Genomic DNA, 15,240 nt, shown 5'->3' on the forward strand with positions numbered 1-15,240 from the left:
GTCGTCAGGGGAGGCCTCGGCCTACGCCCGGGTGATCGCCTACGTCCGTGATAGCCGGATGGATGCCAGGGGCCCTTCGTCTCGCTCCGCTCGCTCAGGGGCTACGCCGTCGCCCGCAACCGCTGCTCGGCCAGCAGGGGCACAGCGTGCGCGCGGGCGGCCTGGCGTGCGGTGGCGACGGCTCCGCGGGAGACGACCTCCGCGCCGAGGCTCGAGGCGAGGATCTCCGGAGCGGGCAGGTGCAGCTCGTCCGGCAGGATGCGCCGCGCGGCGGCCAGCACCGGCTCGATGCTCTCGGCCACGGCCCCGCACACGATCACGCGGGCGGGGTCGTACATGCTGCCGAGCACGCCGACGATGCGGGCAACGGTCGCGCCGACGCGTGAGGTGACGAGCAGGGCGTCCGGATCGCCGGACGCGGCGAGCGTCAGCACGAGCCGAGGGTCGACGCGGTCGCCGTCGGCGAGCAGGCCGACCGCGCTGTCGGAGGCGATCTCGCCGGCATCCACGGCCAGCCGCACCTGATCCTGCACGGCGTAGCGGAGGCCGAACGCGGAACCGACGCCGACGATGTGGTCGAACACCACGCCCTCGCCCACGCCGCCGTGCGCGCCGTGCAACACGTGTCCGTCGACAACCACGCCTCCGCCGAAGCGCTCGCTCGCGAGCAGGGCGACATAGTCGCGGCATCCGATCGCGGCGCCCTCTGCCCCCTCCGCGATGGCGGCGAGCTGTGCGTCGTTCTTGATCTGCACGACCGGGGCCCACCCCTGCAGGGCCTCGGCGAGACCAGGGTTGGTGCGCTCCCAGAAGCCCTCGGGGTGCGGGGGAGAGACGCCGTTGCGGTTCACCGGCGCGGCCACGCCGACGCACAGCGCCAGCACGTCGTCCCGGGTGACGCCGGCTTCGGTCAGGGCGTCGGCCAAGCGGTCGAGGATGGTCGCACGGCGTGCGGACGCCGTCTGCTCGGGTTCGAGGTCCGTGCGGTGGTGCACGAGCGTGCGGTCGAGCGGATCGGCGACGGTCACGGCGAGGTGGGTGTCACCCGCGTCGACGCCGACGACCACCCCGAGATCCGACGACAGCACGAAGCGTCGGGAGGGGCGTCCGGAGCGGTAGCTGCCGGCCGCGCGCGCGTTCGGGAGCTCGCGCAGGATCGCGGCGCCGAGGAGCGTGTCGATCGCGTCGATCGCGGTGGAACGGGTCAGCGAGGTGCTCGCCATCGCCTCGGTCGCGGTGAACTCGCCGGCCGTCCAGGCGAAGTCGAGGACGGCACCGACGCTCGCACGTCCGGTGCCCAGGTCTGCGGAGACTTCTGTCACAGCACTTGACCTCCCTGTCATCCAATGAGAGAGTACCGTTCGACAGAGTAAATTCGCTCACTAGATTTAGTACGCGGATCTACATATCGAAAGGACGACGGTGTCTGTGAATCGAGTACGCGCGGTGCGACTGGTCGCCGGGGCTCTGGGGCTCACGCTGGTCGGGGCCGCCCTCACGAGCTGCGCAGCCGGCTCCGGAGCGGAGACCATCCGCTTCACCTTCAGCAAGCGCGAGGCGATCGCGTTCATGACCGAGCTGGTCGCCGAGTACAACGCCTCCCAGGACGACGTGGAGGTCGTGATCGACACCTCGGGTGTCGACGTCGTCTCGGCGAGCTTCGTGCGGGGGAACCCGCCCGACATCATGCTCGCCAACTACAACTACGAGATCGCCCGCTTCGTGCAGCGCTGCGCGCTCACCGACCTCTCCGAGACGGATGCGGCGGCCACCATCCGCGACGATCTGCAGCCGCTCATGGATCAGTACGGCTCCTGCGCTGGCCGCACGAGTGCGCTGCCGTACTCGGTGATGGCGGCATCCGTCATCTACAACAAGGAGATCTTCGATGCCCAGGGGCTCGAGGTCCCGCAGACCTGGGACGAGCTGATCGCGGTCTGCGACCAGCTGAAGGAAGCCGGCATCGACCCGTTCTACGGCACGTTCAAGGACGACTGGACCGTGGGTCAGGGCTGGTACGACTACACCGCCGGCGGCTCCGTCGACGTGATCGACTTCTTCGATGCGCTCGCCCAGGAGGGGGCAGAGGTCGGCCCCGACTCCGAGGTCTCGTTCCAGAAGGACTTCGCCGAGCCGATGGACCGGATGATGCTGCTCGCCGACGAGTACACGAATGCGGATGCCGCGAGCCGCGGCTACGGTGACGGCAACCTCGCCTTCGCGAAGGGCGAGGCGGCCATGTACCTGCAGGGCCCGTGGGCGTTCAGCGAGATCGCGAAGACCGCGCCCGACCTCGAACTCGGCACCTTCCCCCTGCCGATGACCGACGACCCCGCCGACCTCGGCGTGCGCGTCAACATGGACCTCGCCGCGATGATCCCCGAGGGGTCGCGCCACCAGGAGGCCGCCCGTGACTTCCTGGAGTTCCTGTACCAGCCGGAGCGGATCCAGGAGTACAACGCCTCCCAGCTCGGGTTCACCCCGACGAAGGATGCCCCCGCGCCCGACGACCCCCGCATCGAGGGGATGATCGAGTACTACGACAACGGGCAGATCTATCAGGGCCCGTCGGTGCTGGTGCCCAAGACCCTCCCGATCTTCAACTACGCGCAGGCCATGGTGCTCGGCGCGTCCACCACCTCCACGCTGCGCACCATGGATGCCGACTGGGCCAGGATCGCGTTCCGCGCCCCCCTCCCGTCGACCCAGGACACCGCATCAGCATCCGGCGAGACAGAGGAGTCCGCGCCATGACGAACACCGCACTGCCGAACCCGGCAGCCTCCCGCATCACCAAGCCGAGTGCCCCGACGACCGACACCACGGCGATCGTCACGGGCGGGAAGCGCACGCTCGGTCGGCGCACACGCCGGGTCGAGCCGATCTACTACCTGTTCCTGCTGCCCACGCTCGTGCTCTTCACGCTCGCCATCACGGTGCCCGGCGTCGTGGGCATCTTCTTCAGCTTCACCGATTCCATCGGCATCGGCGAGTGGAACTTCAACGGCCTCACGAACTACATCGCGATGTTCAGCGATCCGGCCATCCTGCAGAGCTACCTGTTCACCTTCGGCTTCTCGATCGCCACGGTGATCGTCGTGAACGTGGTCGCGTTCCTGCTCGCGGTCGGGCTGACGTCCCGCATCCGCTTCAAGACCGGGCTGCGCACCGTCTTCGTGATCCCGATGGTCATCTCGGGCATCATCATCGCCTACGTCTTCAACTTCCTGTTCTCGAACTCGATCCCCGCTGCGGGTGCGGCCACCGGCATCCCGTGGCTGTCGACGAGCCTGCTCGCGAACCCGGATCTGGCGTGGATCGCGATCGTGATCGTGACCGCGTGGCAGGCCGTGCCCGGCACGCTGCTGATCTACATCGCCGGTCTGCTCTCGGTGCCAGGGGAGGTCTACGAGGCTGCGAGCATCGACGGGGCGAGCAAGACGCAGCAGCTGACACGCATCACGCTCCCGCTCGTCGCCGGCTACGTGGTGATCAACGTCATCCTCGGGTTCAAGGGCTTCCTCAACGCCTACGACATCATCGTCGGACTCACGAACGGCGGCCCTGGAACCTCCACCCGCAGCGTCGCGATGACGATCATCGCGGGCTTCAACGGCGGCGACTACGCCTACCAGATGGCCAACGCGACGATCTTCTTCATCGTCGCCGTGCTCATCTCCCTGCTGCAGCTCTCGCTGACCCGCGGAAGGAACGCACTCTGATGTCGACGCAGACCATCACCACCGTCACCGCCTCCGGAAAGAAGCCGCGCATCCGCATGGAGCGCGTGAACTGGTCGGGCACCATCATCCTGATCCTGTGTGCCGTCACGGTGCTGCTGCCGCTGTACGTCACGATCTCGATGGCGTTCAAGACCACGGCGCAGGCCGTCGACGGCAACGCCTTCTCGCTCCCCGCCCCGTTCAGCCTGGACGGATTCGTCGAGGCCTGGAACCTCACCAAGTTCCCGGTCGGCGCGGGCATCTCGCTGCTCGTCACCGCCGGCACCGTGATCGCGACGATCGTGCTCGCGGCGTTCGCCTCCTACGCGATCGTGCGCAACTGGGACCGCAAGCTGTTCCGCTACTCCTTCTTCTACCTGCTGGCGGCGATGTTCATCCCGTTCCCGGTGGTGGCGCTGCCGCAGATCCAGCTCACCGGACGCGTCGGACTCGACAACCCCTTCGGCGTGATCATCCTCGCCACCATGTTCCAGCTCAGCTTCAGCGTGCTGCTGTTCACGGCGTTCCTGCGGTCGATCCCGCTGGAGCTCGAGGAGAGCGCGCGCATCGACGGCGCCACCACCTGGCAGACGTTCTGGCAGCTGATCTTCCCGCTGCTCGCGCCGATGAGCGCCACGGTCGGCATCTTCGCGTTCCTCTACGCCTGGAACGACTTCATGATGCCGTCGCTGATCATCTCGGATCCGGCGCTGCAGACGCTGCCCGTGCGGCAGAACCTGTTCCAGAACCAGTTCAGCAACAACTACAACGTGTCGTTCGCCTCGTACCTGATGGCGATGGCCCCGGCGATCCTGGCGTATCTGTTCACGCAGCGCTTCGTCATGGAGGGCGTCACGCAGGGCGCCGTCAAGGGTTGACCCCACACGCACAAGACCGCAACAAGAAAAGGAGCACCACCCCTCATGACCGATGCGCTTCTCACGGAGTCCCGCGAAGACGAGAAGACGGCGGCATGGTGGCGTCAGGCCGCCGTGTACCAGATCTACCCCCGCAGCTTTGCCGATGCGAACGGCGATGGACTGGGCGACATCCCCGGCATCCTCTCCCGCGTCGACTATCTCGCCGAGCTCGGGATCGATGCGGTCTGGCTCAGCCCGTTCTACCCCTCGGCGCTCGCAGACGGTGGATACGACGTCGCTGATTACCGCAACGTGGATCCGCGACTGGGAACCCTCGACGACTTCGACGCGATGGTGGCGGCGCTGCACGCGAAGGGCATCAACGTCGTCGTCGACATCGTGCCGAACCACACCTCGGACCTGCACGAGTGGTTCCAGGAGGCGCTCGCCGCCGGGCGCGGCTCGGCCGCACGCGAGCGGTACATCTTCCGCGAGGGCACGGGGCCCGATGGCGCGGAGCCGCCCACGGACTGGGTCTCGGTCTTCGGCGGCAGCGCCTGGGAGCGCGTCGACGACGGCCAGTGGTACTTCCACAACTTCGCGGTCGAGCAGCCGGACCTGAACTGGGACCACCCCGAGGTGCGCGCGGATTTCCTGAAGACGCTGCGCTTCTGGTCGGACCGCGGCGTCGACGGGTTCCGCATCGACGTGGCCCACATGCTCACCAAGGACCTCAGCGAGCCGCTGCCTTCGCGTGCGGAGCTCGACGCGATGGACCGCACCTCGGGCACGCATCCGCTGCTCGACCGCGACGATGTGCACGAGATCTATGCCGAGTGGCGTGAGGTGTTCAACTCCTACGACCCGCCGCGCACCGCCGTGGCGGAGGCGTGGGTCGAGACGCCGGAGCGCCGTGCCCGCTACGCCTCGGCCGAGGGCCTGGGGCAGGCGTTCAACTTCGATCTGCTGGTGGCCGACTTCGACGCCGGGCAGTTCCGGAGCATCATCGACGACAACCTGCAGCAGTCCGCGCGCACCGGCTCATCGACCACCTGGGTGCTGTCGAACCACGACGTCACCCGGCACGCGACGCGTTACGGACTCGCACCGCTGAACGGACGCCCGGTCAAGCAGGGGACGGAGTGGGTCATCGCGGGCGGTCCGGCGGACCAGCTCGATCGCGCGCAGGGGCTGCGTCGTGCGCGGGCGGCATCGCTGCTGCTGTTCGGCCTCCCCGGCAGCGCCTACCTGTATCAGGGCGAGGAGCTCGGCCTCCACGAGGTGGCCGAGATCACCCCGGAGCAGCGCCAGGACCCCGGGTTCTTCCGTCAGGCCGAGTTCGACGGGTTCGGTCGGGACGGATGCCGCGTGCCGCTGCCTTGGACGGCGGAGGGCGTCTCGTTCGGATTCGGTGACGCCGAGGCCCACCTGCCGCAGCCGGACTGGTTCGCATCGGCCGCAGTCGACGTCGAGGCTGCCGACCCCTCGTCGACGCTGTCGCTGTACCGCGAGGCGCTGCGCCTGCGTCACGTGCTGCAGGCGGACGAGAAGCTGGAGTGGATCGAGACCGGGCGGGCGGACGTGCTGCGGTTCGCGCGCCCGAACGGCTGGCAGATCGTGACGAACTTCGGCGCCGAGCCGTTCGACCTGGGCGCGGATGCGGCCGATGCGGTGCTCTCGAGCAGCGCGCTCGAAGGCTCCGCGCTGCCCGGCGACGCCACGGTCTGGCTCGCACGAGTGTAGGCGGTGGAGCGGAGGTAGGCCGATCTGGGTGAGATCGGCCTACCTCCGCGTCGTCTCCTACCTCCGATGAAGGAGAAGACGCCGATTTGATAATGGTTCTCATTAGCGTTTAGAGTGGGGGCATGAAGAAGCCCGTGATCGCCCTCGCCCTCGCATCCGTCGCCGCCCTGACGCTGGCCGGATGTTCCACCACTCCCGCGGCGGGAGAGGGCGGCGACGACACGATCACGGTCGTCGCGAGCACCAACGTCTACGGCGACATCGCGGCGCAGATCGGCGGCGACCGGGTCGACGTGACGTCGATCATCTCGTCGGCGACGCAGGACCCGCACTCCTACGAGGCCACCGCGCGTGACCGCCTCACCGTGCAGAAGGCCGACCTCGTGATCGAGAACGGCGGCGGATACGACGCGTTCATCGACACGCTGCTCCAGGACGCGAAGGACCCGCACGTGGTGACCGCGGTCGAGTACTCGCACGACTTCCCCGGCAACGAGGGGCACGAGGCGGAGGGCGACGAGGCCGAGCACGACCACGATCACGCCGAAGACGCCGAGGGGCACGAGGGCCACAACCACATCGAGGGCTTCAACGAGCACGTCTGGTTCGACCCGCACACGATGGTCCACGTCGTCGAGGCGATCGCCGACGAGCTGACCGAGCTCGAACCCGACGGCAAGGCCGATTTCGAAGCCAACGCCGCGAAGCTCACCGCCGACCTGGAAGGCTTCGAGGCCGACCTCGCCGGTCTGCAGGCGGATGCCGAGGGCGTCAACGTCTTCATCACCGAGCCCCTTCCCGGCTACCTCGCCGCCGCGGCCGGTCTCACGGACGTCACCCCTGAAGGATTCGCCGAGTCGGTCGAGGAGGGGACGGATGTCGCCCCCGCCGTGCTGCTCGAGGCGCTGAACGTGATCGACAGCGGGGAGGTCGGCGCGGTGCTCACCAATGCGCAGACCGGCGGCTCCGAGACCGAGCGCGTCGAGGCCGCCGCGAAGGACGCCGGCATCCCCGTGGTCGCCTTCACGGAGCTGCTGGAGGACGGATCGTCGTACTCTGAGTGGATGAGTGACGCGATCCAGAGCCTCGCCGCCGCGATCCAGTCGTGAGTCGGGCCCTTCGACAGGCTCAGGGACCCAGCGAAGGATCCGCGGCGAGCCCCGTCCTCGAGATCGCGAACGCGTCGCTGCATCGCGACGACCGTGAACTCTGGTCGGGGCTCGACCTCACGGTGCAGCCCGGCGAGTTCATCGCCGTGCTCGGGCCGTCCGGCTCCGGCAAGACCACGCTGCTGCGCAGCATCCTGGGGCTGCAGCCGCTGTCGTCCGGCACGATCCGCGTCGCCGGTGAGCCCGTGCACCGGGGCAACTCGCGCATCGGCTACATCCCGCAGCAGCGCTCCCTCGCCCCCGACACCAGCATGCGCGCGCGCGACCTCGTGGCTCTCGGCGTGCAGGGCAGCCGCTTCGGCTTCCCGATCCCGCACCGCGGCGACCGCGCCAAGGTCGATCGGCTGCTCGAGGCCGTCGGCGCCGCGCACTACGCCGAACGTCGGGTCGGGATGCTGTCGGGCGGCGAGCAGCAGCGGCTGCGGGTCGGACAGGCTCTTGCCGATGAACCATCGCTGCTGCTGTGCGACGAGCCCCTGTCGAACCTCGACCTCGCCAACCAGGTCGGAGTGACCGACATCATCGACCGCCAGCGCCGTGAGCGCGGGGCCGCGGTGCTGTTCGTGACGCACGACATCAACCCGATCCTCGGTCGCGTCGACCGCATCCTCTACATCGCGGGCGGCCGCTTCCTGCTGGGCACTCCCGACGAGGTGCTGCAGACGCGGGTGCTCACCGAGCTCTACGGCACCCCGGTCTTCGTGCTCCGCGCCGGCGACCGCCTGGTAGTCGTGGGCGTGCCGGATGCCGAGCCCCACCACTTCCACGACCACGACCACGACCACGGCGGTGCCGCATGAACGTCCTCACCGGCATCGTCCCGATGGTCGACTGGGGCGACGTCTTCTCCTTCCAGGACTACGGCGAGCTCGTCGCCCTGCTCGCGAACTCGATCGTCGCCGGTGCCGTGCTCGGCATCGTCGGCGGTCTGATCGGCGTCTTCGTGATGCAGCGCGACCTCGCGTTCGCGGTGCACGGGGTGAGCGAGCTGTCGTTCGCCGGCGCCGCGGCCGCGCTCCTGTTCGGGGGCAGCGTGGTGGTCGGATCGCTCGGCGGCGCCCTGGTCGCCGCGATCCTGATCGGGCTGCTCGGGGCCAAAGCCCGCGACCGCAACTCGATCGTCGGCGTGCTGATGCCGTTCGGCCTCGGCCTCGGCATCCTGTTCCTCTCGCTCTACGACGGACGCAGCGCGAACCGCTTCAGTCTGCTCACCGGCCAGATCGTCTCGGTCTCGAGCCCGGATCTCGGTTGGCTCATCGGCATCAGCGGCGTCGTGCTGGTCGGGCTGCTGGTGATGTGGAACCCGCTGCGGTTCGACTCGCTCGACCCGGAGTCCGCCGCCGCGCGCGGTGTGCCGACCCGCGCGGTGAGCCTGCTGTTCATGGTGCTGCTCGGACTCATCGTCGCGGTCAGCGTGCACATCATCGGCGCACTGCTGGTGATGGCGCTGCTGGTGACGCCGGCCGCCGCGGCCATGCGGGTCACCGCCGGTCCGGTGGCGGTGCCGCTGCTGGCCGCTCTCTTCGGGTTCGTCTCCGCCGTGGGCGGCATCCTGCTCGCTCTCGCCGGAACCCTCCCGGTCAGCCCCTACATCACGACCCTGTCGTTCACGATCTACGTGGTGTGCTGGCTCGTGCAGCGGTCGCGGGCGCGCGTGCGGCGCGTGGCGGCGTGACCTCGGCCCGACGGATCGCGGAGCTTCGGACGGATCACGGACCTTTCTGCGGCATCCGTTCCTCGATTCGTCATGAACTCCGTGATCCGTCGGACGGAACGGCCCGAGGGGCCGGCGTCGTCCGTTCCCAGCCCTCGGCAATGCCCGCCGTTTAGACTCTCGGTATGGCTCAGCGGAACACCTGGCAGCGCGAACGCGTGCGCGAAGCACTCGCCGACGCTCGCGGTTTCGTGAGCGCGCAGAGTCTGCACGCCTCGCTGCGCGACGACAACACCGGCATCGGACTGGCCACGGTCTACCGTGCCCTTGCCGGACTCGCCGCCTCCGGCGATGCCGACTCGCTGCAGAGCCCCGAGGGAGAAGCGCTGTATCGCGCCTGCACCACGCAGGGCCACCACCATCATCTGATCTGCCGCTCGTGTGGTCTGACGGTCGAGATCGAGGCGAAGGACGTCGAGCAGTGGGCGCACCGCACGGCGGCCCTCCACGGATTCACGGATGCCGCGCACGTCGTCGACATCTTCGGGCTGTGCACTCCCTGCGCCAACAAGCGTGACGCCGAGAGGGCTGCGACGGCGTGATCCTCCGGACGGACTCAGGAACCCGGCCTGGGGTGTCGCATTCAGGTCATTCGCATCGTCCCACCGCATCCCCGCGTTCGCCGTGGATCGGCGTCGGGCTCGGCGTCGTCGTCATCGCGGCGCTGTTCCTGATCGACCAGTTCCTCCCGACGCTCTTCCCCGCCTCCCTGCCCACGCGTGCGCAGGACGGGCTGACCCTCGCGCTCAGCGTGCTGATCGAGGCGCTGCCGTTCGTGATCCTGGGTGTGGTCCTGTCGATCGTGGTGCAGGTGTGGCTGCCGCCGGATGCGATCCAGCGCTGGCTGCCGAAGCGGGCCTGGGCACGGCGAGCCGTGCTGTCGCTGCTGGGCATGCTGATCCCGGTGTGCGAGTGCGGGAACGTGCCGTTCGCCCGCGGCCTCATGATGCGCGGACTCGCCCCGGCCGAGGCGCTCACCTTCCTGATCGCGGCGCCGATCGTGAACCCGATCGTGATCCTCACCACGCACGCGGCCTTCGGATGGGATGGCGGCATTCTGGTCGCGCGCCTGGTCGGCGGCTACCTCATCGCCAACCTCATCGGCTGGATCTACAGCCGTCACCCCTCGCCCGACGCCCTGCTCACCCAGCGCTTCGTCGAGACCTGCGACCGCGTCACGCACGAGCACGGCACCCCCGTGAAGCGCAGCCTGACGCAGTTCCTCGTCGAGCTGCGGGCCGTGATGCCGGCGCTGGTGATCGGCTCCGCGCTCGCCGGTGCCGTGCAGGTGCTCATTCCGCGCGACATGCTGCTGGCGATCGGCTCGAACCCCGTGCTCTCGATCGTCACCATGATGGTGCTCGCGATGACGGTCGCCATCTGCTCCAACGTCGACGCCTTCTTCGCGCTGTCGTTCGCCTCGACTTTCTCGTCGGGTGCGCTGGTCGCCTTCCTGCTGGTCGGGCCGCTGGTCGACATCAAGATGCTCGCGCTCATGCGCACCACATTCACGGCCAGGACTCTCGCCGGCATCGTGGGCATCGTGCTGACCGCGGCATTCGTGATCGGGATCGGGGTGAACGTCCTTGTCTGAGCAGGCTCCCTCGCGCGCCCGTGCGCTGGGCACCCGGTGGCTGGGCGTCGGTCTGGCCTCGGTCATCGCGGTCGTCACCCTCGGCCTCGCGTTCACCGGCCGGCTCACGCTCTACATCAGCCCCGAGTCGATCTGGTTCGCCTGCGCCGCCGCCGTCGTGACCCTTGCGGGCGCGATCTGGTCGTGCACGCTGCCCATCGGGGCGGAGGGTGATCACGGTCATGACCACGGGGTTGCCGCGGACGCCGAGAGCGACGAGACACCCGCGGTGCCGCGGCGACGCACGCTCGCGACGGTCGGCGCGGTGACCGGAGGGGTCGTCGCTACGGGCGTCGTCGCCGCGGCTCTCGTGCTGCCCCCTGCATCACTGTCGGTGGAGCTGGCGATGTCGCGCGCGGGGGAATCGACCGCGCTGTTCGCCGGTGCAGACACCGTCTCGCTCGGCATCGCCGACACCACGACCTTCGGCATCGGCGACTGGGCCAGTGTGTTCGCCACCGCGACCAACACCGCGGCCTACGACGGCGCCGATGTCACGCTCACCGGCTTCGTGACGCCCGGCTCGGGGTCGGATGGCGTGAATCTGACGCGCCTGGTCATCACGCACTGCGTGATCGACGCGCAGACCGCCACGCTCCCGGTCGAGGTCGACCCCGGGAAGTACAAGACCGGCCAGTGGGTCGAGATCACCGGAACCGTGCGCGCGGATGCCGACGGCGCCCTGCACATCGAGCCGACCGACGTCGTCGCGATCGACGAGCCGGGAGACCCGTATGAGTACTGACGACGAGCGCCCGGAGGTACCCGCGGTGCCGCGCACCCGCGCCGAGATGCGGGCCGCCCGTGAGGCTGCAGAGCAGGAGGAGGCCGAACGCATCAGTCGTGCGGTCGCTCCCGCGGACCAGTCCGAGCCGGATGCCGACCGAGCGGAAGATGCGGCTGCGCGTGAGGCGGCCGTGCGTGATGCGGCTGCGCGTGACGCGGCCGTGCGCCGGGCGGGCGAACGCGAGATCGCGGAGCAGGAGGCCGCCGCGCGCAAGATGGCCGCCTTCGAGGCGTCCGCACGAGCGGATGTCGAGGCGACCGCGCTGCCCGCGATCCCCCGCGCCCCCGAGCCTGTGATCCTCGGCGCTCGGCCGGGGAATCCGGAGACCGGGGTTGCCGAGCCGGAGACCCCGGGAGCGGCGCCGGAGACCTGGGTTGCTGAGCTTGTCGAAGCACCCCCGACCGTGGAGGGCGCCCTTCGACAAGCTCAGGGACCCAGTTCCGCTCAGGGCTCCGGTTCCGCGCAGGGGCCCGGTTCCGCTCAGGGGTCCAGTTCCGCTCAACGACCCGCGCCGGGCGCTCCCACGCGCACGCTGCCGTCGCGACGCTTCGTGCTCACGCTGGTCGCCGTGCTCGGCGTGCTGGTCCTCGTCGGCACCGGGCTCGGGATCGTCAGCCTGCTGCAGGGGCCACGTGTCACGAAGGTGCAGTCCGATGCCGCCCAGGCGATCGAGTCGTCCGGCAGCCGCGTCATCCTCACGGCGAATCAGTCGCTCGCCGCGATCGATCCCGCACAGGTCACGGTCGAGCCCGAGGCTCCGTTCACGGTCGACGCCTCCGGCCGCAGCATCGGCATCCGCTTCACGGTGCCGCTCGACGACGACACCGAGTACACGATCCGCGTGTCCGACGTCGTCGGCGCCGGCGGTGGGCCGAAGGCGGACCTGACCACCACCATCACGACTCCGCCGTCGAGCTTCTTCCTGCTGCGCCGCGATGTCGACGGCGAAGACAAGATCTTCCGCACCGACCTCACCGGTGAGGGAAGCGTCGTCTTCTCCGCCGACAAGATCAACGACTTCCGGGCGACGTCCGCGCAGCTCGTGGTCGCGGTCGAGGAGGACGAGGGCTCGAAGCTGTTGGTGATGAACCGCGACGGGTCCGAACCGCGGGAGCTCGAGCTGCCGGGAGTGGGCTACGTCGGGGCGGTCCAGGTCTCCGAACGGGGAGGGCTCGTCGGGTACAGCTATTCCGACCGCGAGCTCAGCGACACCGAAGGGCGTGCGAGCGTGCTGGTCACGCAATCGCTGAAGGGCGACGACGAGCCGCAGGTCATCGAGGTCGCCGACAAGGAGGCCAGCGTCTTCGCCTGGCAGTTCGTGCCCGACAGCGCGGCGGTGCTGTTCATCGACTTCGACGGCGCGCTGTCGCTCGTCGACCGCTCCAGCGACGCCGGAGTGCAATCCCTCGGTCTGGCGGCCAACATCCAGGGCGTCTCACGCGGCACGTACACCGCGATCGTCGAGCGACTCGACGGATCCGTCGTCGAGCTCAATCTCACCGACGGGTCGGAGGCGCCGCTCGCGGCATCCGATCCGGACTACGGTCCGGCGACCACCATCACGCCGTTCCCCGGCGGCACATTGCGGCATGTCGTCGCGCGCGATGACAACGGCATCCCGTCGGGCCAGGCGATCATCCGGGTCGATGACGACGGCGCGGCGGAACCCCTCGTCGAGGTCGCGTCCACCGACTCGATCCTGCAGGCGTGCGCGTCGCCGAGCGGTCAGTACGCCGCCGTCGTGATCGCGCCGGACATGTCGAACAACCCCTACGACGAGATGCTGCTGCCGCTCCCGCAGAACATGGAGGCGCATCTGATCGATCTGCGCACCGGCAAGGAGATCGTCGCGCTCACGGGCTTCGACGTGTCATGGTGCCAGACGGCTCCGCGGTTCTGAGATGGCCGGGTCGGACGGCGCTCTCCGCCGAGCGGTCCGCACCGCACTGAGCGGATCCGCGGTCGAGGTCGCCCCGCGGCTGCTGGGCGCCGAGCTGCGCACGGTCGTCGACGGGAAGGACGGCGGTGCAGTCGAGGTGCGGTTGCGGATCACCGAGGTCGAGGCGTACCACGGGCAGGGCACGGGCGAGCTCGCCGATCCCGGCTCGCACGCACGCATGGGGCGCACGAACCGCAACGCCACGATGTGGGGAGAGCCGGGGCACCTGTACGTGTACCTCAGCCACGGCATCCACTCCTGCGTCAACGTGGTGTGCGGGCCCGAGGGGCAGGGCGACGGCGTGCTGCTGCGGGCGGGCGAGGTGGTCTTCGGCGAGGAGGCCGCGGCGCGTCGGCGGGGGGCCGCGCTGCCTCTCGGCTCGACGGCACGGCGCGACCTCGCTCGCGGACCCGGTCGTCTGGGGCAGGCGGTGGGGCTGCGGCATCCGCTCCACGACGGCATCGATGCGGTCACGGGGGAGGAGTGTCGCGGCGCGCGCGCCGAGCTCTGGGTGGGCGATCCTCTCGCGGAGGTGGCGACCGGGCCACGGGTGGGTGTCGCGGGCATCGCCGGAACGGATGCCTTCCCCTGGCGCTTCTGGATTCCAGGCGACCGCACGGTCTCGCCGTTCCGCTGGGGGCGTGGTGCGGCCGATGCGGCATCCGCGCTCCTGGCCGGCGACACGCCCGGTGCGTCGTCCGTGCTAAACTGACTCCTTGTCTGCGCACACTCCTGTGCGCAGTTCGTGTGCTGTATGGTCCTCGCGCCTGTCGAGGGGGCTGTGGCACGCAGACAAGGGATCTTGGGTGAGGCCGTCCGGCCTCACGGTATAGAAGGAGTCACCACCATGGCAGCAGTGTGCCAGGTGACCGGAGCTGTTCCCGGTTTCGGTCACAACGTCTCGCACTCGCACCGCCGGACGAAGCGCCGCTTCGACCCGAACGTGCAGAAGAAGACCTATTTCGTTCCGTCGCTCGGTCGTAAGATCACGCTCAACGTGTCCGCCAAGGGCATCAAGGTGATCGACGTCCGCGGCATCGAGAACGTGGTCAAGGACCTCCAGGCGAAGGGTGTGAAGCTCTAATGGCCAAGAAGGCTCAGGACGTACGTCCGATCATCAAGCTGCGTTCCACGGCAGGTACGGGATACACGTACGTGACCAAGAAGAACCGCCGCAACACCCCCGACCGTCTCGTGCTCAAGAAGTACGACCCGGTCATCCGTCAGCACGTCGAATTCCGAGAGGAGCGTTGATCAATGGCTAAGAAGAGCAAGATCGCTCGCAACGAGCAGCGCAAGGTCATCGTCGAGCGTTACGCAGAGCGTCGCGCAGAGCTGAAGAAGACCCTGGTCGACCCGAACGCCACCGACGAGGCCCGCGAGGCCGCACGCGTCGGCCTGCAGAAGCTGCCGCGCAACGCGTCGCCGGCTCGGGTGCGTTCGCGCGACGTCATCGACGGCCGCCCCCGCGGTGTCCTCACGAAGTTCGGCATCTCGCGTGTCCGCTTCCGTGACATGGCACACCGCGGCGAGCTGCCCGGCGTGACCAAGTCCAGCTGGTAAGTCTCAGCAGACGAAAGGGGCGAGGATCTTCGGATCCTCGCCCCTTTCGCGTGCGTGGGGTGTTGGGTGACCTGGCGTACAGCGGAGTTCTCGCCCTCGGGAGGAGCTTC

General features: G+C 69.0%; 16 protein-coding genes. 15 read left to right on the forward strand and 1 reads right to left on the reverse strand.

Annotated elements, in window-relative coordinates; translation table 11 throughout:
* Nucleotides 1-101: 101 nt before the first annotated feature.
* Nucleotides 102-1,322 carry an ROK family protein gene (locus ACIOVG_RS08655; RefSeq protein WP_400871622.1) on the reverse strand — a complete coding sequence of 407 codons (1,221 nt, stop codon included), beginning with the start codon at nucleotides 1,320-1,322 and terminating at the stop codon, nucleotides 102-104.
* Nucleotides 1,323-1,422: 100 nt separating this feature from the next.
* Between ACIOVG_RS08655 and ACIOVG_RS08660 the strand changes: the two genes are divergently transcribed.
* From ACIOVG_RS08660 to rpsN, 15 genes are all read left to right on the forward strand, one after another.
* A complete protein-coding gene (locus tag ACIOVG_RS08660; protein ID WP_400871625.1) occupies nucleotides 1,423-2,754 on the forward strand; it encodes an ABC transporter substrate-binding protein in 1,332 nt (443 codons plus the stop codon).
* A complete protein-coding gene (locus tag ACIOVG_RS08665; protein ID WP_400871628.1) occupies nucleotides 2,751-3,722 on the forward strand; it encodes a carbohydrate ABC transporter permease in 972 nt (323 codons plus the stop codon). The genes ACIOVG_RS08660 and ACIOVG_RS08665 overlap by 4 nt, the downstream gene beginning before the upstream one ends.
* Nucleotides 3,722-4,600 carry a carbohydrate ABC transporter permease gene (locus ACIOVG_RS08670; protein ID WP_247628279.1) on the forward strand — a complete coding sequence of 293 codons (879 nt, stop codon included), beginning with the start codon at nucleotides 3,722-3,724 and terminating at the stop codon, nucleotides 4,598-4,600. The genes ACIOVG_RS08665 and ACIOVG_RS08670 overlap by 1 nt, the downstream gene beginning before the upstream one ends.
* A gap of 45 nt (nucleotides 4,601-4,645) precedes the next feature.
* Entirely contained in the window at nucleotides 4,646-6,325 is a 1,680-nt protein-coding gene (locus ACIOVG_RS08675; RefSeq protein WP_400871631.1) for a glycoside hydrolase family 13 protein, read from the forward strand.
* Between the two features lie 122 nt (nucleotides 6,326-6,447).
* Nucleotides 6,448-7,434, forward strand: a complete 987-nt coding sequence (locus ACIOVG_RS08680) for a metal ABC transporter solute-binding protein, Zn/Mn family (RefSeq protein ID WP_400871634.1) — start codon at nucleotides 6,448-6,450, stop codon at nucleotides 7,432-7,434.
* Nucleotides 7,431-8,294 (forward strand): metal ABC transporter ATP-binding protein, encoded by an 864-nt coding sequence (locus ACIOVG_RS08685; RefSeq protein WP_400871637.1) that lies wholly within the window; start codon nucleotides 7,431-7,433, stop codon nucleotides 8,292-8,294. Before ACIOVG_RS08680 ends, ACIOVG_RS08685 begins: the two co-directional genes overlap by 4 nt.
* A 23-nt stretch (nucleotides 8,295-8,317) precedes the next feature.
* Nucleotides 8,318-9,169 (forward strand): metal ABC transporter permease, encoded by an 852-nt coding sequence (locus ACIOVG_RS08690; protein ID WP_400872722.1) that lies wholly within the window; start codon nucleotides 8,318-8,320, stop codon nucleotides 9,167-9,169.
* A 164-nt stretch (nucleotides 9,170-9,333) separates the two neighbouring features.
* Nucleotides 9,334-9,750, forward strand: a complete 417-nt coding sequence (locus ACIOVG_RS08695; protein WP_141873431.1) for a Fur family transcriptional regulator — start codon at nucleotides 9,334-9,336, stop codon at nucleotides 9,748-9,750.
* A gap of 32 nt (nucleotides 9,751-9,782) precedes the next feature.
* The gene (locus tag ACIOVG_RS08700; protein WP_400871641.1) at nucleotides 9,783-10,802 is read left to right on the forward strand and encodes a permease; all 1,020 of its coding nucleotides are present in this window, start codon (nucleotides 9,783-9,785) and stop codon (nucleotides 10,800-10,802) included.
* Nucleotides 10,795-11,586 carry a TIGR03943 family putative permease subunit gene (locus ACIOVG_RS08705; RefSeq protein WP_400871644.1) on the forward strand — a complete coding sequence of 264 codons (792 nt, stop codon included), beginning with the start codon at nucleotides 10,795-10,797 and terminating at the stop codon, nucleotides 11,584-11,586. Before ACIOVG_RS08700 ends, ACIOVG_RS08705 begins: the two co-directional genes overlap by 8 nt.
* Nucleotides 11,576-13,528 carry a hypothetical protein gene (locus ACIOVG_RS08710; RefSeq protein WP_400871647.1) on the forward strand — a complete coding sequence of 651 codons (1,953 nt, stop codon included), beginning with the start codon at nucleotides 11,576-11,578 and terminating at the stop codon, nucleotides 13,526-13,528. Before ACIOVG_RS08705 ends, ACIOVG_RS08710 begins: the two co-directional genes overlap by 11 nt.
* A gap of 1 nt (nucleotide 13,529) precedes the next feature.
* Nucleotides 13,530-14,279 carry a DNA-3-methyladenine glycosylase gene (locus ACIOVG_RS08715; protein ID WP_400871650.1) on the forward strand — a complete coding sequence of 250 codons (750 nt, stop codon included), beginning with the start codon at nucleotides 13,530-13,532 and terminating at the stop codon, nucleotides 14,277-14,279.
* 135 nt (nucleotides 14,280-14,414) lie between these two features.
* Nucleotides 14,415-14,651, forward strand: a complete 237-nt coding sequence (gene rpmB / locus ACIOVG_RS08720) for a 50S ribosomal protein L28 (RefSeq protein WP_017203559.1) — start codon at nucleotides 14,415-14,417, stop codon at nucleotides 14,649-14,651.
* Nucleotides 14,651-14,821, forward strand: coding sequence for a 50S ribosomal protein L33 (gene rpmG, locus ACIOVG_RS08725; RefSeq protein WP_017203558.1), 171 nt, complete (start codon nucleotides 14,651-14,653; stop codon nucleotides 14,819-14,821). The genes rpmB and rpmG overlap by 1 nt, the downstream gene beginning before the upstream one ends.
* 3 nt (nucleotides 14,822-14,824) lie before the next feature.
* Nucleotides 14,825-15,130 (forward strand): 30S ribosomal protein S14, encoded by a 306-nt coding sequence (gene rpsN / locus ACIOVG_RS08730; protein ID WP_017829734.1) that lies wholly within the window; start codon nucleotides 14,825-14,827, stop codon nucleotides 15,128-15,130.
* Nucleotides 15,131-15,240: the final 110 nt, after the last annotated feature.

Origin of the sequence: Microbacterium sp. NPDC087591 (assembly GCF_044743625.1) — a bacterium.
In the GTDB taxonomy this organism is placed as follows: Bacteria; Actinomycetota; Actinomycetes; order Actinomycetales; family Microbacteriaceae; genus Microbacterium.